We start from the raw sequence: 21,029 nt of genomic DNA, 5'->3' as shown, positions 1-21,029 counted from the left end.
AGTTACATCCTTGGTTCGTTATTATCCAGCCAGCGGGCGAACACCTGCCGCGCGCGTTGTTCCAGCTGTGCGCCGTGGCGCGCTGCCTGGTCGCGCAGGGTCTGGGGCGCGATGCCGGCCAGTTCCAGTTCGCAGGCATGACCAATCAGCCAGCGTTCGATATCGCGATGATCTGCCTCCAGATGGAACTGCAGGCCGAGCGCAAAACCCTGATAGTCAAAGGCCTGATGCGGACAAACCGCCGTGCCGGCCAGGCAGCGGGCGCCCTCCGGAATCATGAACATATCGCCGTGCCAGTGCAGCACCGGCGTGTTGGCCAGCGGTGCCAGCACCGAGTCGTCTTCCGCTGCCAGCGTGGTCAACGGGGTGAAGCCGATCTCTTTGACGCCGAGCGAGACCACGTCGGCGCCGAGCGCCTGGGCGATCACCTGCGCGCCGAGACAAACCCCAAGGGTCGGCCGCCGTTGCGCCAGGCGCTGTGTGACCAGCGCCAATTCATGGTCGAGAAAATCATAGCGCTGTTCACCGGAAAAATGCTGGGCGGCGCTGATCGGCCCGCCGAGCACCACCAACAGATCGGTCTCTTCATTATTGATAGCACGAATATCATCGCGGCCGGCGTCGTAATAGTCGATCTGATAGCCACGCAGCGAGAGCAGGGAACCGAGGATGCCCAGGTTTTCAAAATTGACGTGTCGAATAGCGACGGCTTTTTTCATCGTTTAACCTCGTGTGCGTGGGTGAACGGCGTCAGCGCCAGCGATTCGCCCAGCACGGTGATGCCTTGCGCGCCGCTTTGATAAACGATGTGGCGTTCGCTGACCTGGTTGAGCTGTACCTGATAGCCTTGCGCAGTCGGGAACAGCGCACACGCCTGCTCCAACTGCTCGGCAGCCCAGGGGGTGAACATCTGCAGGCGGGCAAAGGCTTTCCCTGCATACTGAATGTCGAGCACATAATGTTTATCCATGGAACCCCTTACTTTTGGCTGCAGAAGCTGCTAATCTTGTTTGAACTAGTACAAAAGGATTTATGTATGACTTCATTGTATGCAAAAGGCGGCGGCGCTGTCCAGATTGCCGAGCAGATAGCCGCTCGGATCAAAGATGGCGGGCTGAGGCCGGGCGAGCTGTTACCCCCGGTGCGCCAGTTGGCGGTGGATCTGGAGGTCAATCCGAATACCGTCGCCAGCGCATATGCCCGATTGCGCGATGCCGGTCTGGTGGCGACGCGGGGGCGGGCGGGAACGGTGGTACTGGAACCGCCGCTGGCGGCGGTGAGTGCGGCCTATATGCCGCGTCAGGTGCCGGCGGGGATGTGCGATCTGGCCAGCGGCAACCTGGATGCCGCCCTGTTGCCGGCGTTGGCGCTCGGCGCGGCGGAGGTGTTCCCGCAACAAAACGGTTATGACATCAGCGGCGATCTGCCGGTATTGACCGGCCTGGGGCGTGAGTGGCTTGGTCAACAGGGCGTTACCCTGGGGGAACCTGCGGTGTTTTCCGGCGCGCTGGACGCGATGGAAAAGGCGTTGCGTTGCCATATGCAGCCGGGCGCGGCGGTGTGGGTGGAAGATCCCTGCTGGCCGCCGCTATTGACGCTGTTGCGCCACCTGCGTTTGCGGCCGCTGCCGCTGGCGATGGATGAACAGGGATGCCGGTTGCCGGAAAACGGAGCTGCGGGCGCGGTGATCCTGACGCCGCGCGCCCACAATCCGACCGGCGCTTCGCTCTCTGCGCAACGCGCGCAGCAGTGGCGGCGTTTTCTCAGCGAAAATCCGCAGTGTTTAGCGATCGTCGACGATTTCTGGGGGCCGCTGTCGCAGCAGCCACTGCATCTGCCCTTTGACGGCGATCGCGGCCTGTACGTGCTGTCGCTGAGCAAGTTTCTCAGCCCGGACCTGCGTATCGCGCTGGCCTGCGGCAACCCGACGTTGCTGCAGGCGATGCGCGCCGATCAGTACATCAGCGAACGTTGGGTCAGCCATATCTTGCAGCAGATAGCCGCCAGATTGTGGGGAAAGGCCTTGCAGGAAGGGCAGCTGCAGCGGGCGCAACAGGCGTATCAAGCCAGACGGGATGAACTGGTGCGGCGGCTCAACGCACTGAATCACACGGCGTTGGCGGTGGGGGAAGGGCTGCATCTGTGGTTGCCGGTGCGGTCGGAAACCGCCGCCGCGCAGCTGATGGCGCAGCGGGGGTGGCTGGTGCAGGGCGGCGAACCTTTCCGCCTGAAGGGCGATCCTGCGATCCGCATCAGCCTGGCCAACGTCGTGCCGGCGCAGCTGGCGCCGCTGGCGCAGGATCTGGCCGACGCCATGCGTGCCAGCGCGGCGATCAACTAGGCCGGCGTCAGGCTCTCCTCCGCCAGCAGCTGCAGTGAGGTGAGTCGGGCGCTTGGTTCGCCGATCGGCGTGTCGATGATGAACTCGTCCACGCCGTATCGCTGCTGCAGCTGCGCCAGTTGCTGATGCACCTGCGGCGCGGTGCCGAGCAGAATATGGCTTTCTCGCGGTTCGATGCGATAGTCGGCGGCGCCGGCCTGCTGCACGAAACTCTCGGCCTGCGCCAGGCTGCCGACGGTCACGCTCTGCTCACCGGCAACGTGGACGCGGTATTGCTGAATATCCGCTGCCAGCGCTGCTGCCTGTTCCGTGCTCGGCGCCGCGATCGCCGCCACCGCCAGCAGCGCCTTGCGGCCGCCACTCAGTGCGGTGTAGTGCGCCAGCGCCTCGCGGATATCTTGCGGATTGCCGTTCAGATGTGCGGCGAACACGAAGGCCCAGCCGGATTCAGCCGCCAGCGTCGCGCTCTCTTTACTCGCGCCGAGCAGAAAGCGCTGGGCGGCATGCGGCGGCAGCGGTGTGGCGCTCAGGCCCGGCTCGGCGTCGTCGTTCAGATAGGTGGTAAGTTGCGACAGCTGTTGCGGGAAGGCCGGTTTATTTTGTCGATCATGGGCAGCCTGCAGCGCCTGGGTGGCGAGCGGTAGCCCGCCGGGCGCTTTGCCTACCCCGAGATCGACACGCCCCGGCGCCAACGCCGCCAGCAGGTTAAAGTTTTCGGCCACCTTGTAGGCGCTGTAGTGTTGCAGCATCACGCCACCGGAGCCGATGCGAATGCGCGACGTCTGGCCGAGCAGGTAGCCGATCAGCACTTCCGGCGATGGGCAGGCGAGCTGCGGCGTGTTGTGGTGCTCCGCCAGCCAGAAGCGCCGATAGCCCCAGCGTTCCGCCTGTTGCGCCAGATGCAGCGTGCGCGCCAGCGCCTGCGCGGCGTTTTCCCCGTCGGCGATCGGACTCTTTTCCAATATGCTCAAGGCATAAGCCATTTTCCCGCTCCTTTCCTCATCAGATATGCCTGACAAATACCATGCGGGCGGCGCGCGCCTTAATACTGATTGGCGATAGGATATTCCATTGATCCAAAACGGATTTGGATATGCGCAGAACGGTAAAGTGCCGTGATGTTATCCCTCGAGCCAAGCTTTCAGACGCATGGCGTCCCGGTAGTGACCGTAGCGCGGCTGCGCGCCAAGCAGGATCATCACCACCGGCTGCCCTTTGATGGTGGTGCGCATCACCAGGCAGTGACCGGCCTCGTCGGTAAAGCCGGTTTTCTGCAGTTGGATCTTCCAGGCGGGGTTGTTGATTAGACCGTTGGAGCTGCGGTAGACCAATTGGCCGCGACCGGGGCGCACGATCTGCTGCTTGTCGGTGCTGAAGCGGCGAATCGATTGATAGCGATAGGCGTGATTGACCATTTTCAGCAGATCGTTGGCGGTCGCCACATTGCGCGGCGTCAGCCCGGTCGGATCGTAGAAGCGGGTGCGTTTCATGCCGATGGCGCGCGCCTTCTGATTCATTTTCGCCACGAAGGCCTTGCGCCCGCCGGGATAGCTGCGGCTCAGCGCCGCGGCGGCGCGATTCTCCGAAGACATCAGGGCGATGTGCAGCATGTCGCGGCGGCTGAGCACCGAGCCGATGGTCAGGCGTGAATGGGTTTTTTTCAACAGATCGCGATCGGCGGCGGTGACTTTAAGCTTGCTGCCCATCGGGCGTTTGCTGTCCAGGGCGACCATGGCGGTCATCAGCTTGGTGAGTGAGGCGATCGGCAGTACGCGGTTCGGCTGCTTCTGATAGAGCGTTTTTCCGGTGCGTTGATTGACGACCAGCGCCGATTTGGCATTCAGCACCAGCGGCGGCGCAGCGGCATGCACGGGCGCCAAAACGAACAACAGGCTGAACAGGAAGGCGTCGCCGAAGCGCCGGGCAGGCAGACGGAGAAAAGCGTGAGATAAAAGCATAACGGCGGCAATAGTGACCCTAAGCGATTAAAAAATATCAAAAGAGTCTGCCCGGCAAATGTGAAGGAAATAGGGCGATAATTGCTCAAACTGTTACAACAATCCCTTTTGTCGCAGCGTGAAGCGGGTGGCCTCGTTCAAATCATAGTCCCCCAGACGCTCGCGCGGCACCCAGGCGTAGTCGTCAAACTCGTCGTTGATCGTCACGTCGCGGTTGGCGGCACGGCAGTCGAAAATCAGGTAAATCATATAGATTTGCTCGCGGCTGCCGTCGGCGTAGGTTTTGATGCGTACGTCGTCGCGGAAGGTCCAGGGTGTGATGCTGTCGAGGATCAGCGCGGCACCCAGCTCTTCGCGCACTTCGCGTCGCAGCGCCTGTTCTATTTGCTCACCCGGCTCGACGCCGCCGCCGGACAGCGCCCACTGGCCGGGGAATACGCCTTTGTGCGCGGCCATCTTGCACAACAGGAAGGCGTTATCGTTTTCAATCAGCGGGCAGACAATGATGCGTTGGCGCATGGAAGACTCCTGTCAAAAAACAAACCTGCAGGGTAGCAGGTTTGGCGGCGCAGAACAGACAGCCGGATCGCGTTCTGCGCGACAGCAAAATTTTTTTGTTTCCCCAATGCTTAACACCTTGATATGGGGGTAATCTGGCAGGGCCGCAAATTCACTTAAGAGGGAACTTTATGAATTATCAGGTGGTGCCGTTTTGGTTTTACTCCGGCAAGGCTCTGCTGGCGGTGCTGGCCGCAATCGGATTGGGGCTGTGTGGCGTCAATGCGGCGATTTTTTACTGCCTGCTGTTCGGGGTCGTCTGGCCGGTCGCCGTTTCGATGCGGCTGCATCAGCTGGTGGAAAAGGGCTTGGCGATGAATCCCCGGCTGGCTTCACAGTGGATGGTCTATGTGCAGGGTATTCCGGTACGGGAGACCCGTCAGGTGTTAACCAATCCCTGTTTTGCCTTGGAAAATCAGATGCGGACCTTTTTTCTGCGCGCTTTTGCCGGGAAAGCGGTGCTGCAGATGGCGCTGTTGCTGCTGTTGATCGCGCAGCTGGCGGCGGTGGTTAATCCGTGGATCGCCTCGGCCGGTGCATTGTTTGGCGCCTGGCTGGTTTACAGATCCGTCGACGGTACGTGCGCTTTGCGCGAAGTGGCCCGGCAAAGCTGGGTCAGCGAGCGGCTGATCACTGCACATGACACGGTCTGGTATCGGGCGGCGTTTAACGGCCGTAAAGGGACGATGGCGGCGCTGGATCGTCTGTTGGCATGGTGAAAACAGAGGCGCGGTGCGCCTCTGCGTCGGCGTCAGTAGATTTCCGGCACCACCATATTGTCCGGCACCGGGCTACGGTGATATTCCGGACTGCGTTTGCGCTGCGGCAGCGTGATGACGTTGCCTTCGGCTTCCTCATAAGGCACCTGTTGCAGCAAATGGGTGATGCAGTTCAGCCGGGCCTTTTTCTTGTCGACGCCCTGAACCACCCACCAGGGGGCCTCGGAAATGTTAGTGCGCGCTAACATGATCTCTTTGGCCTCGGTGTAGTCTTCCCAGCGGCGGCGGCTTTCCAAATCCATCGGGCTGAGCTTCCACTGTTTAAGCGGATCGTGAATGCGGCTGAGGAAACGCAGCTCCTGCTCCTCATCGGTGATCGAGAACCAATATTTGACGATTTGAATGCCGCTGCGCGTCAGCATTTTTTCGAATTCCGGCACGCTGCGGAAAAACTCTTCGTACTCGTCGTCGTTGCAAAATCCCATCACGCGCTCCACACCGGCGCGGTTATACCAGCTGCGGTCGAATAGCACCATTTCGCCGGCGGCGGGCAAATGCGCGATATAGCGCTGAAAATACCACTGGGTGCGTTCGCGATCGTTCGGCGCCGGCAGCGCCGCCACGCGGCAGGTACGCGGGTTGAGGCGCTGGGTGATGCGCTTGATCACGCCGCCCTTGCCGGCGGCGTCGCGGCCTTCGAAGATGATCACCAGCCGGTGGCCGGTACGCATCACCCAATCCTGCAGCTTCACCAGTTCGCCCTGCAGGCGCAGCAGCTCGCGGAAGTATTGCTTGCGCCAGGCCTTTTTCTGGTCGCTGTCCACTTCCGCCGCGTCGAAGCGCAGGTCGTCCAGCTCCATTTCCAGCTCTTCGTCGTAGCTGTCGTAAAACTCTTGCAGCAGGCGCTGGTTGAAACCGTCGTCGCGGTTGACTTCATGCATGGTCATCAGATGTTCTCCGTGTCAGCCCGGTATTAGAAATGGTTGAATATCCAGTACAGCACCGCCGACAGCAGCACCGAGGCCGGCAGCGTCAGCACCCAGGCCATCAGCAGATTGCGCAGGGTGGCCATCTGCAGGCCAGAGCGGTTGGCCGCCATGGTGCCGGCGATGCCGGACGACAGTACGTGGGTGGTCGAAACCGGCAAGCCGAAGGCATCGGCCGCGCCGATGGTGGTCATCGCTACCAGTTCGGCACTGGCGCCCTGGGCGTAGGTCAGGTGCGATTTACCGATCTTTTCGCCCACCGTCACCACGATGCGGCGCCAGCCGACCATGGTGCCGAGCCCCAGCGCAATCGCCACCACCACTTTCACCCAGAAGGGAATGAAGCGGGTGGCGCTGTCGAGTTCTCCCTTCAGTGCGTCGAGGTTGCGCTGCGCGTCGGGATTGATCTGCAGCTGATGCTCCGCCTTCAGGTGCTTGATGGTCTCGGACGCCAGATACATGTCGTTGCGGGTGTTGGACACCGCCTGCGCCGGGATCTTATCGACCGAGCCGTATTGCCGGATTTGATCGCCGATCGCGCCGGTCAGTTGCGCCAACGCGGGTACGACTTCCGGCGTCAGTTCGCTGGTGCGCACATAGCCGGTCAGCACCTCGCGCGGCGGCGTTTGGCCGCCGAGCGGGAACTGGCGCAGCAGCGCGTTTTTGGTGACCTCCGCCAGCGCGGCCACCCGGGGAATTTGCTCCGGCGGCATCGAGCGGTTCAGGGCGTAAGCGATCGGCATGGTGCCCACCAGGATCAGCATGATAAGACCCATGCCTTTCTGACCGTCGTTGGAGCCGTGGGCGAAGGAAACGCCGGTACAGGTGAGGATCAGCAGTCCGCGGATCCACAGCGGTGGCGGAGTATTGCCTTTGGGAGCACTGTACAGCTGGCGGTTCTTGACGAACAGTTTCAGCGCCAGCAGCAGCAGGCCGGCGAAAACGAAGCCGATCACCGGCGACAGCAGCAGAGCATAACCCACCTTGATCGCCTGGCCCCAGTCCACGCCGCTGGTGCCGGTGCGGCCGTGGATCAGCGCGTTGGCCACGCCGACGCCGATAATCGAGCCGATCAGCGTATGCGATGACGAGGCGGGCAGCCCGAGCCACCAGGTGCCAAGGTTCCAGATGATGGCGGAGAACAGCAGGGCGTACACCATGGCGAAGCCGTTGCCGGTGCCGGCCTGCAGGATCAGCTCGACCGGCAGCAGTGAAATGATGCCGAAGGCCACCACGCCGCTGGAAAGCAACACGCCGAGAAAGTTGAAGAAACCTGACCATACCACGGCGACCATCGGCGACAGTGAGTGGGTGTAAATCACCGTCGCCACCGCATTGGCGGTGTCGTGGAAACCGTTGACGAATTCAAAGCCCAGCGCGATCAGCAGCGCCAGCCCCAATAATAAAAATGGAATGTAGCTGGTGTAAACGGCACCGGCGTCGTTGACGTCGTTAAATAAATTCACTCCGGCGAAGGCGATCCCCAGAATTAATAAAAACACAAAAAAAAGAACAGTGAGTCGACTGTTCTTTTGATGCAGCTTGGGCAGGCTGGATGCGGCCGGTACGCCCGTTTGAACGGCGCTGTTATCGCTCATAATGACCTTCCTGAGAGGGTTGAATGCGGTAGCTGTCGCCTGAAAAGTATTCTGAATTAATGTGGCTTTTTTATGACGAAAATATTAATCATCGCGAACGGTGAAAATCATTAACGCCGATAAATAAAGATTGCTATAACAGCGGGAACGGTCTTGAGTTAACGGCAATAGGCGGGATAAGGCGTTATGGTGCAACGGTTAGCGGAAAAGATGCACAAACTGGATTTTGACGATGAAGTGACCGGGCTGATCTACGGCCATGTGTTTCGTTCCGGTGAGCCGCCGGCGCGCCTGAACTCGCAGCAGATTTGCCAGGCCTACCAGGCATTGCCGCCCGGCGACGGTTTTATCTGGCTACACCTTAATCTGAACCACGCGGCGGCGGAGAAGTGGCTGAAAAACCATTTCGCCATTTCCGATTTTTTCTTTCACGAAATTCGCCACGGCTCCCACACCACGCGCATCGAGCGCCAGGGCGACGATCTGTTCGCGGTGCTCAACGACGTGATCTTCCACCCCGAGGAAAGCAACCCGGAGACGGCGACGCTGTGGCTCTATTGCTGCCGAGGGCTGGTAGTCACCGTGCGGCACAAACCGGTGCGGCTCATTGAACGGCTGCTCGGCCGCCTGACGGCGCTGCAGCTGGCCTCATCCACCGAACTGCTGGCACATCTGCTGGAAGAGCAGGAGGACGTGCTGGAACAGGTGGTGCGGCAGGCCAACCAGTATGTCGATACCATTGAGGATCGCCTGCTGACCAGCCGCGTCAAACGCAACCGTGCCGAGCTGGGACGCATGCGCCGCATGTTATTACGCTTTCAGCGCCTGTTGGCGCCCGAGCCGGCCGCGCTGTTTCGCCTCTTGAACCGGCCGCCGACCTGGCTGAGCCGCGAAGTGGTGCAGGATCTTCGACAGTTTACCGAAGAGTTCACCGTGGTGTTGAACGATCTCGCCAGCCTGACCGAACGCATCCGGCTGCTGCAAGAGGAGTTGGGCGCCAAGTTGATGGAGCAGAATAACCGCACGCTCTACACGCTGACGGTGATCACCGTGCTGGCATTGCCGATCAATATCGTCGCCGGTTTCTTCGGCATGAACGTTGGGGGGATCCCGCTGGCCAGCAATCACCACGGTTTTATCCTGCTGGTGTTGCTGGTCGGCAGTTTTACGCTGGTCGCCGGTTATCTGGCGTTCAGGCGCAGGGATGAGACGTAATTACAGGCGGGCGCGGTACTCTTCTTCCAACCGGGCATGGGTGCTCCAGAAAGGCTGCGGCGCCCGATCGTGCAGGCGATCCAGCAGAATATCCAGATGGGTGTGCCAGCCGCCGGCGACGCTGAGCATCTCGTCGCGGTTGGCCAAGCGACGGTGGGTCACCGTCAGCAGTACGGCATCTCCCTGTTCCGTCAGCTCGAAGGTCACCTCGGAAGGGCGGCCCTGATCCTGCTCGGCCCAGGTAAAGCTCAACAGGCGCGGCGGGAACAGGCAGGTGATGTGGCCGCGGTTGCTGACGCAGCCGCCATGCTGTTTGTACTTGGCCGGCGGCTGTTCGTGCTCGCCCGCCAGATCGGAGTTGCGAAACTCCAGCTCCAGCGGCGCACCGTTTTCCAACTTCATGGCGCCGGCCGCCAGCCAGGTGGCGCGCTTGTCGGATTCGGTCAGGTAAGCCCATACCCGCTCGATGGGGCCGGGCAGCAGCCGCTGGATGCGCAGCGTGCCGGGTTCGATAATCATGCCGTAATCATTCATGGTTCACTCCTTGGGAGGAAGCTGTTCAGGCTGCAGCAGCGCTTGTTCGAGCGCAGCCAGCCGTTCAGTCCAGAAATGTTCATAGGTTTGCAGCCATTGCATGGCCTGCGCCATAGGCTCGGGTTCGAGCCGGCAGATATGGTTTCTTCCTTGCACGGTGCGTTGCACCAGGCCCGCATGTTCCAGTGCTTTCACGTGCTTGGAGGCGCCGGCAAACGACATCTGCAACGGCGCGGCCAGTTCGCCGATGCTGCGTTCACCGCCGGCCAGCGCGCGCAACATCGAGCGGCGGGTCGGATCGGCCAGCGCATGAAAAATGGCGTCCAGCTGTGAGGAAGATAATTCAACCATATGGTTGAATATAGAACAGGCGGGCTAATATTCAACCGTTTTGTTGAATATTTTTGCTCCACGGCACACACGCCCGCCAGGGCGGGCTTTGCGGGTTAAAACTCGACGTCCTCCAGGCTGAAGAACGCCGTTTGATCGTTGTAGGAGAAGATTTCGCCGTAACGGCCCCAGTTGATGACCGTATCCAGCGTCTCTTTGGCGGCGCTGTCCGACAGCGAATCCTCCAGTTCTTGCTCGAAACGCACGCGTGGCGCGCGATGTCCCGGCCGTTCGTCCAACACGTTTTTAATCAGCGCAGCCAGCGGCACATAGCGCAGCAGATGCTCCGCGAACAGCACTTTGCGTGCCTGAACGTCGCCGTCGGCGAAGGCGCGCGCCGGTGGCGTCAGGAAGATGTCGCCCTCGCGTACGTCGGCGAAGCCCAGCGACTGCAGCACTTCGGCGATGGGGAACAGCTCATCGACCTCCAGATGCAGCGAGAGGGCGATCTCCGGCATGTCGGCGCGGCCGAAATAGGGCGCGGCGGCCAGGGTTTCGATCAGGCCGGCGATCAGGTTGGTGGAAACGTGCGGCAGCCGGGTGCCGAGCTTCAGCCCCTTTTTGACGTTGCCATCGGTCGGGCGGGCGGTCATCTTGGCGTACACGTCGTCCACCAGGCGGCGGAACTGCGGATCCAGCCGGTTGCGCGGGTGGCTGAACGGCACCTTGATTTCGGCGATTACCCGGCCGGGGTTGGAGGAGAGCAGCAGGATGCGATCGCACATGAAGACCGCTTCCTCGATGTTGTGCGTGACGATCAGCACCGATTTGATCGGCATTCGTCCCTCGGTCCACAGATCCAGCAAATCGGTACGCAGCGTTTCGGCGGTCAATACATCCAGCGCCGAGAACGGCTCATCCATCAGCAGCAGCGTCGGATCCACCACCAAAGCGCGTGCGAAGCCTACGCGCTGGCGCATGCCGCCGGATAGCTCGCGCGGGTAGGCGTTTTCAAAACCGTCCAGGCCGATAAGATCGATGGCCGCCAGCGCCCGCTCGCGCCGTTCGGCAGGGGCGACGCCCAGCGCCTCGAGCCCGGCCTCAACGTTTTGCAGCACCGTCAGCCAGGGGAACAGTGCGAAGGTTTGAAACACCATGGCGACGCCTTTGGCGGGGCCGCTCAAGGGCTGTCCCAGGTAGTTCACCGCCCCGGCGGTGGGGGTAACCAGGCCGGCGATGATGCGCAGCAGCGTCGATTTTCCCGAGCCGGAGCGGCCCAGTAACCCGACGATCTCGCCCGCGCGCAGCGACAGATTGACCCCGTCGAGGATCAACAGCTCGCCGTGTGCCTTGTCATAGCCATGGCTGACCGCGTTGACCGCTAAAATTTCCTCGCCGGGCGAGTGCGTCGCCTGCGTTAGGTGAAGGTCTGACATCTGAACGGCTCCTTAATCGATGCGGAAGCGGGATTCGGCGTAGGCGTAAAGCGGTCGCCACAACAGACGGTTGAACAGCGTAACGAACAGTGACATCACGGCAATGCCCAAAATGATCTTGGGGAAATCGCCGGCGGCGGTGGTTTCGGCGATATAGGCACCCAGCCCGTGCGCCTTCACCTGGGTGCTTCCCCATTGCACGAACTCCGCCACGATGCTGGCGTTCCAGGCGCCGCCCGATGCGGTGATGGCGCCGGTGATGTAATAGGGGAAGATGCCCGGCAGCATCACCTGGCGCCACCATTGCCAACCGCGAATGTGAAAATTGTCGGCGGCCTCGCGATAGTCGTTGGGCAACGCGGTGGCGCCCGCCACCACGTTGAACAAGATGTACCACTGGGTGCCCAACACGATCAGCGGCGACAGCCAGATATCGGGGTTCAGCCGGAAGTGGACGATGGTGATGACGAACACCGGGAACAGCAGGTTGGCCGGAAACGCGGCCAGAAATTGGGCGATCGGCTGGATCTTCCCGGCCAGCGCCGGGCGCAAGCCGATCAGCACGCCGAGCGGCACCCAGATCAGCGACGACAGGGCGATAAGCGCCGCCACGCGCAGCAGCGTGATCAGCCCCAGCAGCATCACATGGCCCACGTCATTGAGCGTCACGCCGGTCTGTACATAGAGAATGACGCGCCAGGCGATCGCCAGCGTCAGCAGGATGACGATGGCGCTCCAACCCCGATCGATCATGCGCGAACGCCGCTGCCGTTGGGCGCTATTGCCGCGGCGTAACGGCCGGGTGGGCAGGCTCAGTTTCAGGCGCGCGGTTTTGGCCAGCAGCGCGCCCAGCGGCGTCAGCAGCAGGTGGATCAGGCGTGTGCGGCGCATCAGGTTCAACAGCCAGGAAGTAGGGGCGCTCGCCGAGCGGGTGGTTTCCATGCGGAATTTGTCCGCCCATGCCACCAATGGCCGGAACAGCAGCTGATCGTAGGCCAGGATCACCGCCGTCATGGCGAGCAGCACCCAGCCGATCGCCTGCAGATCCTTGCTGAGGATCGCCTGCGCGAGATACGCGCCGATGCCCGGCAGCGTAAAGGTGTTGTTGCCGACGGTGATCGCTTCCGATGCCACGATAAAGAACCAGCCGCCGGACATCGACATCATCATGTTCCAGATCAGTCCCGGCATGGCGAACGGCGCATCCAGCTTCCAGAAACGCTGCCACGGGCTAAGGTGAAATCCGCGCGCCACTTCTTGCAGATCGCGCGGCACGGTGCGCAGCGACTGGTAGAAGCTGAAGGTCATATTCCACGCCTGGCTGGTGAAGATGGCGAACATCGCCGCCAGCTCGACCCCCAGCACCCGGCCGGGGAACAGCGCGATGAAAAAGGTGACGGTGAAGGAAATGTAGCCGAGTACCGGCACCGACTGCAGGATGTCGAGGATCGGCACCAGCACCTTTTCGGCGCGTCGGCTCTTGGCTGCCAGAGTACCGTAGACCAGCGAAAACGCCAGCGCGGCCACCATCGCCACCAGCATGCGCAGCGTGGTGCGCAGGGCGTATTCCGGCAGGTTGACGGGATCGAGCGATATCGCCTGCGTTTTCAGCGTGACGATCGGTTGCAGGGTTTGGTGCAGGCCAATGGCCATCATGGCGATCAGGCCGATGATCAGCGGAAAGGCGATGACGTCCCAGCCATTGGGCAGCAGGCGCCGGGCGGAAACATGGGTGTTGAGCCGGACGTTCATTTCACTTCTCCCACGGCGGGCGCAAACAAGAAAGTGACAATCGCATAAGGACTATAGACCATCCGGCGCGGGCGATTCTAAACCGTTGCTCACCGGCGGCGGTTTCTGTGCCGCAAACGGGCGATACTGTAACCTGTGAAGATGACGGTTAAGTTATGCTTATCCTGCCGAGCGAGTGGCGCGGCGGCAATAAAGTGACAATAATTCCAATTCGCAGTGCAACGCTAAGGAGCAAGCAGATGTCTGTCGGCAATGATACGGAAACCTCGAACAAGACCGGCCTGGCGCCGTTGGCGCTGGGTGCTTTGGGCGTGGTGTTCGGCGATATCGGCACCAGCCCGTTGTACACCCTGAAAACCGTGCTGTTTCTCTCCGGCGATGCGCCGTCGGCACCGGTGATCCTTGGCCTGCTGTCGCTGATTTTCTGGACGCTGGTAATTGTCACCTCGCTCAAATACGCCATGTTCGCCATGCGCATCGGCAACCGCGGCGAGGGCGGCATCATGGCGCTGATGTCGCTGCTGGTCAGCAGGCGGAAATCCCGGCCGCTGGTGCTGTTCGCCGGCCTGTTCGGTGCGGCGTTGATCTACGGCGACGGCGCCATCACGCCGGCTATCTCGGTGCTCTCCGCCCTCGAGGGGCTGAACATCGTGCTGCCGGCGTCGCAACCTTATATTCTGCCGGCGGCGGTGGTGATTTTGCTCAGTCTGTTCGCCATTCAGCCGTTGGGTACCGCACGCATCGGCCGCGTGTTCGGGCCGATCATGGCGCTGTGGTTTCTGTCGATCGCTGCGCTGGGCATGTGGGGCATTATCCAGCATCCGGCGGTGCTACTGGCGCTGAACCCGCTGTACGGCATTCATTTCCTGTTCTCCAACGGGTTGACCAGCTTCCTGGTGCTGGGCGGCGTGTTTCTGTGCGTCACCGGCGCCGAAGCGCTGTACGCCGACATGGGGCACTTCGGCAAACGGCCGATTTGGCTGGCCTGGTTCGGCATCGTTTTTCCCAGCCTGTTGCTTAACTACGCCGGCCAGGCCGCGCTGATCCTGAGCGGCGCCGACGTCACGCAAAACATCTTCTTCCGCCTGTGCCCGCCGGCGCTGCTGATCCCGTTGGTGATCCTGGCCACGCTGGCGACGATCATCGCCAGCCAGGCGATCATCAGCGGCGCGTTTTCCATGACCCGACAGGCAATCCAGCTGGGGTGGCTGCCGCGGCTGCGGGTTAAACAAACCACCGAGGAAAGCTACGGGCAGATCTATATCGGCGCCATCAACTGGCTGCTGATGGTGGTGACGCTGTTTCTGACGGTGTTCTTCAAATCCTCGGACAATTTGGCCGCCGCCTACGGCATCGCCGTCTCGCTGACCATGATCATGACCACCGGCTTGCTGTTCGTGGCGATGCGCGAGGTGTGGCGCTGGGGGCTGGCCGCCAGCCTGTTGGTGGCGGGGTGTTTCTTCGTGGTCGATCTGAGCTTCCTGACGGCCAACCTGACCAAGGTGTTGCAGGGCGGTTACATCCCGCTGCTGCTGGCCGCCGCGGTCTATACCGTGATGCTGATCTGGCATCGCGGGGTGCTGGCGGCCGCGCGTACCCTCGGTGAAACGACGGTGCCGATAGCGGATTTCCTGGCGAAAATCCAGCGTGAATCCGTGCCGCGCGTGCCGGGCACCGCGGTATTTCTCACCCGCAGCCTGCAAGGCACACCGCCGGTAATGAAATGGCACGTCAAACGCAACGGTTCGTTGCATGCAAACGTGCTGGCGCTGACCATTGCCATCGTCAATGAACCGCGGGTATCTAATGCCGAACGCCTGGTGATGCGCGAACTGGCGCCGGGGTTTTGGTGCGGCGTGGCCAGCTACGGCTTTATGGAGCGGCCGAACATCCCGCATCTGCTGCTGCACGTCGAGGCGCAAAAATGCGGCCTGAACTTCGACGAGGCCACTTATTATCTCGGCCATGAAACCGTGGTGCGCCGCGAGGCGAACGACCGGTTGCCGTCCTGGCAGCGCAACCTGTTCGCGCTGATGGTGCGCAACGGTATGCACGTCACGGATTATTATTACCTGCCCAGCGATCAGGTGGTGGAGATCAGCCGCCGGGTGCCGGTATAGGCCTGGCGGGCATAAGCTACAACCCGGGATTCTTTCCACGCCGGCCGCAGTCGGCGTAGAGTGCCGCTACGTTCGATAACTACAGGGAATACCGATGCTGTTCGATTTAAACCTGCAGGCGGCCGAACTGCCTGAGGCCTGGCGTTCTACCGTGCTGGGCCGCGTCGGTGCGGCCAATATCAAAGTGCTGCGCATGGATGAGCGCAGCATTGCGGATGAAGTGCATGATTACAGCGAAGGGCTGCTGGTGATCCGCGGGCAGCTGCGGCTGCAGGTGGCGGGGGAAACGATTGTGGTGCAGGCCGGCCAGCTGTATCAGGCCACGGCCGGCGTGCCGCACCGCGTGTTGCCGGGCAGCGAAGGCACGCTGGTGATTTTCGATCTGCCGGAAGATTAAGCGTCGCCCAGGGCGGTGAGCGCCACCTTTACCGCCGCCAATAGTCGCGTTTCAGTGACGCCGTCACGCGCCTGAATCGACAGGCCGTGCAGGAAGACGGCGAAAAAGTCCCCCAGGCTGTCGGCGTCGGTGCCGGCCGGCAGTTCGCCGGCTTGCACCGCCTGCCGCAGCCGTTCGACGATCTGCTGGGTGCGCTGCAACCGATGCTCAGCCAGCCAGGTTTTGAGCCCGTCGTTCTCCGCACTGACGCTGGCGGCTACGACACCGGCAGCATTGGTGCGGTGTTGCACGCGATGATGGCGCAGCTGGGCCATGAACGTTACCAACTGGTTGGCCACGACATTGGCATGTGGATCGGTTACGCCATGGCGAGCGATTTCCCGCAGGCGGTGGAACGTCTGGTGCTGACAGAGGAGGTGATCCCCGGGCTGGCGCCGCCGATTTTCGTCGCGCCGGAGGAGAACATCTTCCTGTGGCATTTCATGTTCAACCAGCTGGCGGATTTGCCGGAGCCCCTGATCCAGGGGCGTGAGCGGGAATATCTTGGCTATATCTTCAATCGCTGGTCCTATCGGCGCGATCGGGTGGCTGCGCGAGGCGGGCGTGCCGGTGCGCTGCGAACGGTTGCCGGGCATGGTGCATGCCTGCATTCACATGCTGGGGCTGACCCCGGCGGCGCGGCGGCAGTTCGAACTGGCTCGCGAGTAAAAAAAAAGCCCCGTACTGCGTAATGCTGGTCACTTAAGCCTGACTGGCATTTTTTTATTCAGTCTCTGTACGTGGCGTGCAGGATGAATTGCCGTAAATGCCCAGAATTTCTCTGTTACTACAATGAACGGCAATTGGAGGGGCCGAAGGCGCGGCCCCTCCACCCGCGCCCTTGCTTAACACCGTCTGTCCGCTTTGCGGATACCCTCGCCGCGTCTGCATTGTCGGGCGGGTCGGATGCGACAAACGTCCCTGTTAGTCTCGCCTCAACCGGCCTTCCCTGGCCGGTTGCCCCTGACAATGCCGTCTTGCTCGGCAGCCGGTGATGCGCGCCAAAGGTCAACACCCGAGCTGGTGGCTACCGGGCAACCCGTCCTTTATGAGGTTATGGCAGAGAAGAGAAGTTGGAGATGAGCACAGTGTAAGGCGCCCTTGAAGACGCCGAACGCAAGCATAGCGCATTAGGAGAAACCGCCATGGACGGCGGTTTCAGGTGAGACAGGCAGGGACGCCTGTCGCAACCGGCCTCAATGCGCTATGGCGGAGAGAGGACAAATCTGCCTGGAGCAGATTTGAACGCTGCTTGCAGCGGCCCCGAAGGGGCGAGGCCCAGGGATGGGCTGAGTAAAGTTGGCAAAGCCAACCGTCTGATAGGGCAAAGGCGCGGGTTGCCAGGGGCCGCGCCTTCGGCCCCTGGCTCGGTCGAGGTGCAGGAGCCACATGGGACATCTCGCTTTTATCGACCGAAAACTGCACAAATACGTTCAGAAAAACGCTAACTGACCAGCATTACCCGCACTGCGGGGCTTTTGGCTATTCATCCGACGCGCGATTAACGGCCGGCGACGGTGACGAAGCGGGTTTCCAGGTAGGACTCGATCGCTTCGCTGCCGCCTTCGGTGCCGTGACCGGAGTCTTTCACGCCGCCAAACGGCGTTTCCGGCAGGCCGAAACCGATGTGGTTGATGCTCAGCATGCCGCTCTCCACGTCGCGCCCCAGCGCATTGACGGTGGCGATGTTGCGGCTGTAAGCGTAGGCAGCCAGCCCGTACGGCAGGCGGTTGGCTTCGGCGATCGCCTCGTCATAGGTGGCGAACGGGCGTAGCAGGGCGACCGGACCAAACGGCTCTTCCGACATGGCACGCGCGCTCAGCGGCACGTCACGCAGCACCGTCGGCTCGAAGAAGTTGCCTTTGCCCGCCACGCGCTTGCCGCCGGTGCAGGCTTTCGCCCCGTGGGCGATGGCGTCCTGCACCAGCGCCTCGATATTGTCGACGCTGCGGCCCAGCACCATCGGCCCCATGGTCACGCCATCTTCCAGCCCGTTGCCGAGCTTGAGCTCACGCACGGCGGCGGTGAATTTCTCCACGAAGGCCTCATAAACGCCTTGCTGGATCAGGAAGCGGGTCGGGGCGATACAGACCTGGCCGGCGTTGCGGAACTTGGACTGCGCCAGCTCTTTGGCCGCCGCGTCGAGATCGGCGTCGTCGAAGATCAGCACCGGCGCGTGGCCGCCCAGCTCCATGGTGGCCTTTTTCATATGCTGGCCGGCCAACGCCGCCAGATGCTTGCCCACGCGGGTGGAGCCGGTGAAGGAGATCTTGCGAATGGTCGGATGCGGGATCAGGTATTCCGAGATTTCCGCCGGGGTGCCGTACACCAGCGCGATCACCCCGGCCGGGATCCCAGCGTCGGCGAAGGCTTTGATCAGCTCAGCCGGCGAGGCCGGCGTTTCTTCCGGGCCTTTGACGATGATGGAACACCCCGCCGCCAGCGCGGCGGACAGCTTGCGCACGATCTGGTTGATCGGGAAGTTCCACGGCGTGAAGGCGGCCACCGGGCCGACCGGCAGCTTGAGGGTTTGCTGCTGCACGTCGCGGGCGCGGGACGGGATGATCTGCCCGTAGGTACGGGTGGCTTCGCCGGCGAACCAGTCGATGACGTCGGCGGCGTTGAGAATTTCGATTTTGGCCTGCGCCACCGGTTTGCCCTGTTCCTGCGTCATGACGGCGGCGATGGCGTTGGCGCGTTCGCGCAGCAGCGCCGCCGCTTTGCGCATCAGGTTGGCGCGCTGATGCGCGGCAGTGTCGCGCCAGACGTTAAATCCGCGCTCGGTGGCGGCCAGCGCCAGATCGAGATCCTCTGTGGCGGCGTGCGCCACTTGACCGATTATCTCGTCGGTGGCGGGGTTGGTGACCGGCAGGGTTTTCCCGGCCAGCGCGTTGCGCCATTGTCCATCGATATACAGTTGAGTATCCGGATACATTGTTGCCTCTTGTTTGCGGAGTGTCAGGGGCCGATGAGCTTCGCGATGCGGCGCGCCTGAAAGGGACAGGGACCTTTACCCTACGCCGAATGGCGGCGATCGTCCAGGCGAGGGGCACGAAAGCGCCAGGGCGGCTACTCAACCGGCGATGTTTTGGCTATGCTGAGCAGATTGTCAGCACGGACGAGGAGGTCGGGTGCAAGGGGTACCACAACAGTTTCCGTTCGAGAAGGATTGCGCGCAGTTCCGGCATTTGTCGCATCTGCCGGGCGTCGAACTCTATCAGGCGCATATCGAGCGCTATGCCTTCGAGCCGCATACCCACGACGCCTTCGCTATCGGCACCGTAGACACCGGGGCGGAGCGTTTCCGTTATCGCGGCGCGCAGCATCTGGCGGCGCCGGGCGCGCTGGTGCTGATGAACCCCGACGAGCTGCATACCGGCGAAGCCGAAACGCCGGGCGGCTGGTGTTACCGCATGCTCTATCTGGCGCCTGAGGCGCTGGAGCAGCTGTCCGGCGATCGGAGCCAGTGGTTCACCGATGCGGTGCGCCACGATCCGCGAGCGGCGCAGCGCCTGTCCGCCATTCTCGCCACGCTGTGGCAAACCGACGATCCGCTTACGCTCGACGGGTTGCTGTTGGAGGCGGTCGAGCTGTTGCAGCCGCATATCCGCACCGGGCAGCGGGAAAAAGCCGAGGCGGCGCACCGTTTCGAGGTGGTAAAAAGCTACCTGCACGACAACTTCGCCGAGGCGGTGACCCTCAATCAGCTGGCCGAGTTGGTGTCGCTCAGCCCATACCATTTCCTGCGCAAGTTCAAGGCCGAATGCCATGTTTCGCCGCAGCAGATGCTGATGGCGATCCGGCTGTCGCAGGCCAAACGCATGTTGGAGCGCGGCATGCCCGCCGCACAGGTGGCGGCGGCGGCGGGGCTGACCGATCAGGCGCACCTGACGCGCGCCTTCGCCAACCGCTACGGTGTCACGCCAGTGCGTTTCCAGAAACAGGTGAAATTGGGCTAAAACAGCAACCTGCTACAATAATTCCTCCCCGCGTTTTCGCTACTCTGCCGCTGTCTTGTCGGGCGGGTTGGCCGCACCGGCCGTTTGTCGGAGTCGTTATGTTTATTGGCGTTGTGTTTGCCCTGGCCGCCGGGCTGATGTGGGGATTGATCTTCGTCGGCCCGCTGCTGGTGCCGGATTATCCCGCCGCGCTGCAGTCCACCGGGCGCTATCTGGCCTTCGGGCTGATCACCTTGCCGCTGGCCTGGCTCGATCGCCGCCGCCTGCGCAAGCTGCGGCGCCAGGATTGGCTGGAGGCGCTCAAGCTGACGGCCATCGGCAACCTGCTGTACTACCTGTGCCTGGCCAGTGCCATTCAACGCACCGGCGCACCGGTATCGACCATGATCATCGGCACCTTGCCGGTGGTGATCGCTATCTGCGCCAATCTGTTTTACGGCCGGCACGACGGGCGGCTGGCCTGGGGCAAGCTGGCGCCGGCGCTGCTGCTGATCGTCTGCGGGTTGGCGTGCGTGAACGTCGCCGAGCTGCGTGGCAACGCGCTGCAGGTCGACGGCTGGTGCTATCTCAGCGGCCTGGGGTTGGCATTGTTGGCGGTGGCGTGCTGGACCTGGTTCCCGCTGCGCAACTCGCGCTGGCTGCGTGAGAACCCGACGCAGCGGCCGGCTACCTGGGCCACGGCGCAAGGGCTGGTGACGCTGCCGCTGGCGCTGCTGGGCTATCTGGCGGTCTGTGGCCAATTGGCGTTGAGCGAACCGGCGTTCGCCTTGCCGTTCGGCCCGCGCCCCGAGGTATTTATCCCGCTGATGCTGATCATCGGCGTGTTCTGCTCCTGGCTGGGGGCGCTGTGCTGGAATGAAGCCAGCCAGCGGCTGCCGACGGTGTTGGTGGGGCCGCTCATCGTGTTCGAAATTCTGGCGGGGTTGGCCTATACCTTTCTGCTGCGTCAGGCCTGGCCGCCGCTGCTGACGCTGGCCGGCATCGTCTGCCTGATCGCCGGCGTGGTGTATGCCATGCGCATCAAGCCACAGCCGGTGGTGGTAGCGCTGGAGGACAAGCAGGGGTGACGCCCGCCGCGAAGGCGGGC

19 protein-coding genes and 3 pseudogenes are annotated in these 21,029 nt (G+C 62.2%); 9 read left to right on the top strand and 13 right to left on the bottom strand.

Going from position 1 to position 21,029, the window contains the following annotated elements; translation table 11 throughout:
- Positions 1-2: 2 nt before the first annotated feature.
- Together EGY12_RS19220 and EGY12_RS19215 are read right to left on the bottom strand one after the other, a co-directional pair.
- The gene (locus EGY12_RS19220; protein WP_123895028.1) at positions 3-719 is read right to left on the bottom strand and encodes a glutamine amidotransferase; all 717 of its coding nucleotides are present in this window, start codon (positions 717-719) and stop codon (positions 3-5) included.
- Positions 716-970 carry a hypothetical protein gene (locus EGY12_RS19215; protein WP_123895027.1) on the bottom strand — a complete coding sequence of 85 codons (255 nt, stop codon included), beginning with the start codon at positions 968-970 and terminating at the stop codon, positions 716-718. Before EGY12_RS19215 ends, EGY12_RS19220 begins: the two co-directional genes overlap by 4 nt.
- 66 nt (positions 971-1,036) lie before the next feature.
- Between EGY12_RS19215 and EGY12_RS19210 the strand changes: the two genes are divergently transcribed.
- The gene (locus EGY12_RS19210; protein WP_123895026.1) at positions 1,037-2,341 is read left to right on the top strand and encodes an aminotransferase class I/II-fold pyridoxal phosphate-dependent enzyme; all 1,305 of its coding nucleotides are present in this window, start codon (positions 1,037-1,039) and stop codon (positions 2,339-2,341) included.
- Here the strand turns inward: EGY12_RS19210 and EGY12_RS19205 are convergent.
- The 3 genes from EGY12_RS19205 to nudI form a co-directional block, all read right to left on the bottom strand.
- Entirely contained in the window at positions 2,338-3,324 is a 987-nt protein-coding gene (locus tag EGY12_RS19205; protein ID WP_123895025.1) for an LLM class flavin-dependent oxidoreductase, read from the bottom strand. The two genes, EGY12_RS19210 and EGY12_RS19205, sit on opposite strands and share 4 nt — an antisense overlap.
- Before the next feature lie 138 nt (positions 3,325-3,462).
- Positions 3,463-4,299, bottom strand: a complete 837-nt coding sequence (gene pbpG, locus EGY12_RS19200; RefSeq protein ID WP_123895024.1) for a D-alanyl-D-alanine endopeptidase — start codon at positions 4,297-4,299, stop codon at positions 3,463-3,465.
- A 93-nt stretch (positions 4,300-4,392) separates the two neighbouring features.
- Positions 4,393-4,818 carry a nucleoside triphosphatase NudI gene (gene nudI, locus EGY12_RS19195; RefSeq protein WP_123895023.1) on the bottom strand — a complete coding sequence of 142 codons (426 nt, stop codon included), beginning with the start codon at positions 4,816-4,818 and terminating at the stop codon, positions 4,393-4,395.
- A 170-nt stretch (positions 4,819-4,988) separates the two neighbouring features.
- Here nudI and EGY12_RS19190 point away from each other — a divergent pair, with 170 nt between their 5' ends.
- A complete protein-coding gene (locus EGY12_RS19190) occupies positions 4,989-5,576 on the top strand; it encodes a hypothetical protein (RefSeq protein WP_123895022.1) in 588 nt (195 codons plus the stop codon).
- A 32-nt stretch (positions 5,577-5,608) separates the two neighbouring features.
- On the opposite strand, the gene ppk2 is transcribed toward EGY12_RS19190, so the two are convergent.
- On the bottom strand, positions 5,609-6,523 hold the full coding sequence (ppk2, locus tag EGY12_RS19185) for a polyphosphate kinase 2 (protein WP_123895021.1): 915 nt from the start codon (positions 6,521-6,523) through the stop codon (positions 5,609-5,611).
- Positions 6,524-6,549: 26 nt separating this feature from the next.
- Positions 6,550-8,160, bottom strand: a complete 1,611-nt coding sequence (locus tag EGY12_RS19180; protein ID WP_123895020.1) for an inorganic phosphate transporter — start codon at positions 8,158-8,160, stop codon at positions 6,550-6,552.
- Positions 8,161-8,346: 186 nt separating this feature from the next.
- On the opposite strand from EGY12_RS19180, the gene EGY12_RS19175 reads away from it, so the two are divergent.
- On the top strand, positions 8,347-9,375 hold the full coding sequence (locus EGY12_RS19175; RefSeq protein ID WP_123895019.1) for a transporter: 1,029 nt from the start codon (positions 8,347-8,349) through the stop codon (positions 9,373-9,375).
- On the opposite strand, the gene EGY12_RS19170 is transcribed toward EGY12_RS19175, so the two are convergent.
- The 4 genes from EGY12_RS19170 to EGY12_RS19155 form a co-directional block, all read right to left on the bottom strand.
- A complete protein-coding gene (locus EGY12_RS19170) occupies positions 9,376-9,909 on the bottom strand; it encodes an SRPBCC family protein (RefSeq protein WP_123895018.1) in 534 nt (177 codons plus the stop codon).
- A gap of 3 nt (positions 9,910-9,912) precedes the next feature.
- A complete protein-coding gene (locus EGY12_RS19165; RefSeq protein WP_123895017.1) occupies positions 9,913-10,260 on the bottom strand; it encodes a helix-turn-helix transcriptional regulator in 348 nt (115 codons plus the stop codon).
- Between the two features lie 95 nt (positions 10,261-10,355).
- Complete coding sequence (locus tag EGY12_RS19160; RefSeq protein WP_123895016.1) at positions 10,356-11,675, bottom strand: AAA-associated domain-containing protein; 1,320 nt, start codon at positions 11,673-11,675, stop codon at positions 10,356-10,358.
- A gap of 12 nt (positions 11,676-11,687) precedes the next feature.
- Complete coding sequence (locus EGY12_RS19155; RefSeq protein WP_123895015.1) at positions 11,688-13,427, bottom strand: ABC transporter permease subunit; 1,740 nt, start codon at positions 13,425-13,427, stop codon at positions 11,688-11,690.
- 239 nt (positions 13,428-13,666) lie between these two features.
- Here EGY12_RS19155 and EGY12_RS19150 point away from each other — a divergent pair, with 239 nt between their 5' ends.
- Both EGY12_RS19150 and EGY12_RS19145 read left to right on the top strand, forming a co-directional pair.
- Positions 13,667-15,547, top strand: coding sequence for a potassium transporter Kup (locus EGY12_RS19150; RefSeq protein ID WP_123895014.1), 1,881 nt, complete (start codon positions 13,667-13,669; stop codon positions 15,545-15,547).
- A 94-nt stretch (positions 15,548-15,641) separates the two neighbouring features.
- Positions 15,642-15,944: a cupin domain-containing protein gene (locus tag EGY12_RS19145; RefSeq protein WP_123895013.1), complete on the top strand. Its 303-nt coding sequence runs from the start codon at positions 15,642-15,644 to the stop codon at positions 15,942-15,944.
- Here EGY12_RS19145 and EGY12_RS19140 read toward each other — a convergent pair.
- Positions 15,941-16,201, bottom strand: a pseudogene (locus EGY12_RS19140) (TetR/AcrR family transcriptional regulator); the annotation flags it as partial. The gene EGY12_RS19145 and the pseudogene EGY12_RS19140 overlap by 4 nt on opposite strands.
- Between EGY12_RS19140 and EGY12_RS19135 the strand changes: the two are divergent.
- Positions 16,196-16,537 (top strand): annotated as a pseudogene (locus EGY12_RS19135) (alpha/beta fold hydrolase); the annotation flags it as partial. The pseudogenes EGY12_RS19140 and EGY12_RS19135 sit on opposite strands and share 6 nt — an antisense overlap.
- A pseudogene (locus EGY12_RS23490) lies at positions 16,533-16,652 on the top strand (alpha/beta hydrolase); the annotation flags it as partial. The pseudogenes EGY12_RS19135 and EGY12_RS23490, both read left to right, overlap by 5 nt.
- Before the next feature lie 832 nt (positions 16,653-17,484).
- Here EGY12_RS23490 and EGY12_RS19125 read toward each other — a convergent pair.
- Complete coding sequence (locus tag EGY12_RS19125; protein ID WP_123895012.1) at positions 17,485-18,918, bottom strand: NAD-dependent succinate-semialdehyde dehydrogenase; 1,434 nt, start codon at positions 18,916-18,918, stop codon at positions 17,485-17,487.
- 196 nt (positions 18,919-19,114) lie between these two features.
- Here EGY12_RS19125 and EGY12_RS19120 point away from each other — a divergent pair, with 196 nt between their 5' ends.
- A complete protein-coding gene (locus EGY12_RS19120; RefSeq protein WP_123895011.1) occupies positions 19,115-19,942 on the top strand; it encodes an AraC family transcriptional regulator in 828 nt (275 codons plus the stop codon).
- Positions 19,943-20,040: 98 nt separating this feature from the next.
- Positions 20,041-21,009 carry a DMT family transporter gene (locus tag EGY12_RS19115; protein ID WP_123895010.1) on the top strand — a complete coding sequence of 323 codons (969 nt, stop codon included), beginning with the start codon at positions 20,041-20,043 and terminating at the stop codon, positions 21,007-21,009.
- Positions 21,010-21,029 lie beyond the last annotated feature (20 nt).

Source organism: Serratia sp. FDAARGOS_506 (assembly GCF_003812745.1).
Classification (GTDB): Bacteria; Pseudomonadota; Gammaproteobacteria; order Enterobacterales; family Enterobacteriaceae; genus Serratia.
The sequence above is the reverse complement of the archived record's forward strand: the minus strand, read 5'-3'. Positions and strand labels throughout refer to the sequence as shown.

Excerpts from the sequence above, each read along its gene's own strand:
- EGY12_RS19205 (WP_123895025.1), bottom strand. The coding sequence starts at position 3,324 with ATGGCTTATGCCTTGAGCATATTGGAAAAGAGTCCGATCGCCGACGGG.
- EGY12_RS19175 (WP_123895019.1), top strand. The coding sequence starts at position 8,347 with ATGGTGCAACGGTTAGCGGAAAAGATGCACAAACTGGATTTTGACGAT.
- EGY12_RS19180 (WP_123895020.1), bottom strand. The coding sequence starts at position 8,160 with ATGAGCGATAACAGCGCCGTTCAAACGGGCGTACCGGCCGCATCCAGC.
- EGY12_RS19215 (WP_123895027.1), bottom strand. The coding sequence starts at position 970 with ATGGATAAACATTATGTGCTCGACATTCAGTATGCAGGGAAAGCCTTT.
- EGY12_RS19165 (WP_123895017.1), bottom strand. The coding sequence starts at position 10,260 with ATGGTTGAATTATCTTCCTCACAGCTGGACGCCATTTTTCATGCGCTG.
- EGY12_RS19115 (WP_123895010.1), top strand. The coding sequence starts at position 20,041 with ATGTTTATTGGCGTTGTGTTTGCCCTGGCCGCCGGGCTGATGTGGGGA.
- EGY12_RS19125 (WP_123895012.1), bottom strand. The coding sequence starts at position 18,918 with ATGTATCCGGATACTCAACTGTATATCGATGGACAATGGCGCAACGCG.
- ppk2 (WP_123895021.1), bottom strand. The coding sequence starts at position 6,523 with ATGACCATGCATGAAGTCAACCGCGACGACGGTTTCAACCAGCGCCTG.
- pbpG (WP_123895024.1), bottom strand. The coding sequence starts at position 4,299 with ATGCTTTTATCTCACGCTTTTCTCCGTCTGCCTGCCCGGCGCTTCGGC.
- EGY12_RS19145 (WP_123895013.1), top strand. The coding sequence starts at position 15,642 with ATGCTGTTCGATTTAAACCTGCAGGCGGCCGAACTGCCTGAGGCCTGG.
- EGY12_RS19210 (WP_123895026.1), top strand. The coding sequence starts at position 1,037 with ATGACTTCATTGTATGCAAAAGGCGGCGGCGCTGTCCAGATTGCCGAG.
- EGY12_RS19150 (WP_123895014.1), top strand. The coding sequence starts at position 13,667 with ATGTCTGTCGGCAATGATACGGAAACCTCGAACAAGACCGGCCTGGCG.
- EGY12_RS19220 (WP_123895028.1), bottom strand. The coding sequence starts at position 719 with ATGAAAAAAGCCGTCGCTATTCGACACGTCAATTTTGAAAACCTGGGC.
- nudI (WP_123895023.1), bottom strand. The coding sequence starts at position 4,818 with ATGCGCCAACGCATCATTGTCTGCCCGCTGATTGAAAACGATAACGCC.
- EGY12_RS19155 (WP_123895015.1), bottom strand. The coding sequence starts at position 13,427 with ATGAACGTCCGGCTCAACACCCATGTTTCCGCCCGGCGCCTGCTGCCC.
- EGY12_RS19170 (WP_123895018.1), bottom strand. The coding sequence starts at position 9,909 with ATGAATGATTACGGCATGATTATCGAACCCGGCACGCTGCGCATCCAG.
- EGY12_RS19190 (WP_123895022.1), top strand. The coding sequence starts at position 4,989 with ATGAATTATCAGGTGGTGCCGTTTTGGTTTTACTCCGGCAAGGCTCTG.
- EGY12_RS19160 (WP_123895016.1), bottom strand. The coding sequence starts at position 11,675 with ATGTCAGACCTTCACCTAACGCAGGCGACGCACTCGCCCGGCGAGGAA.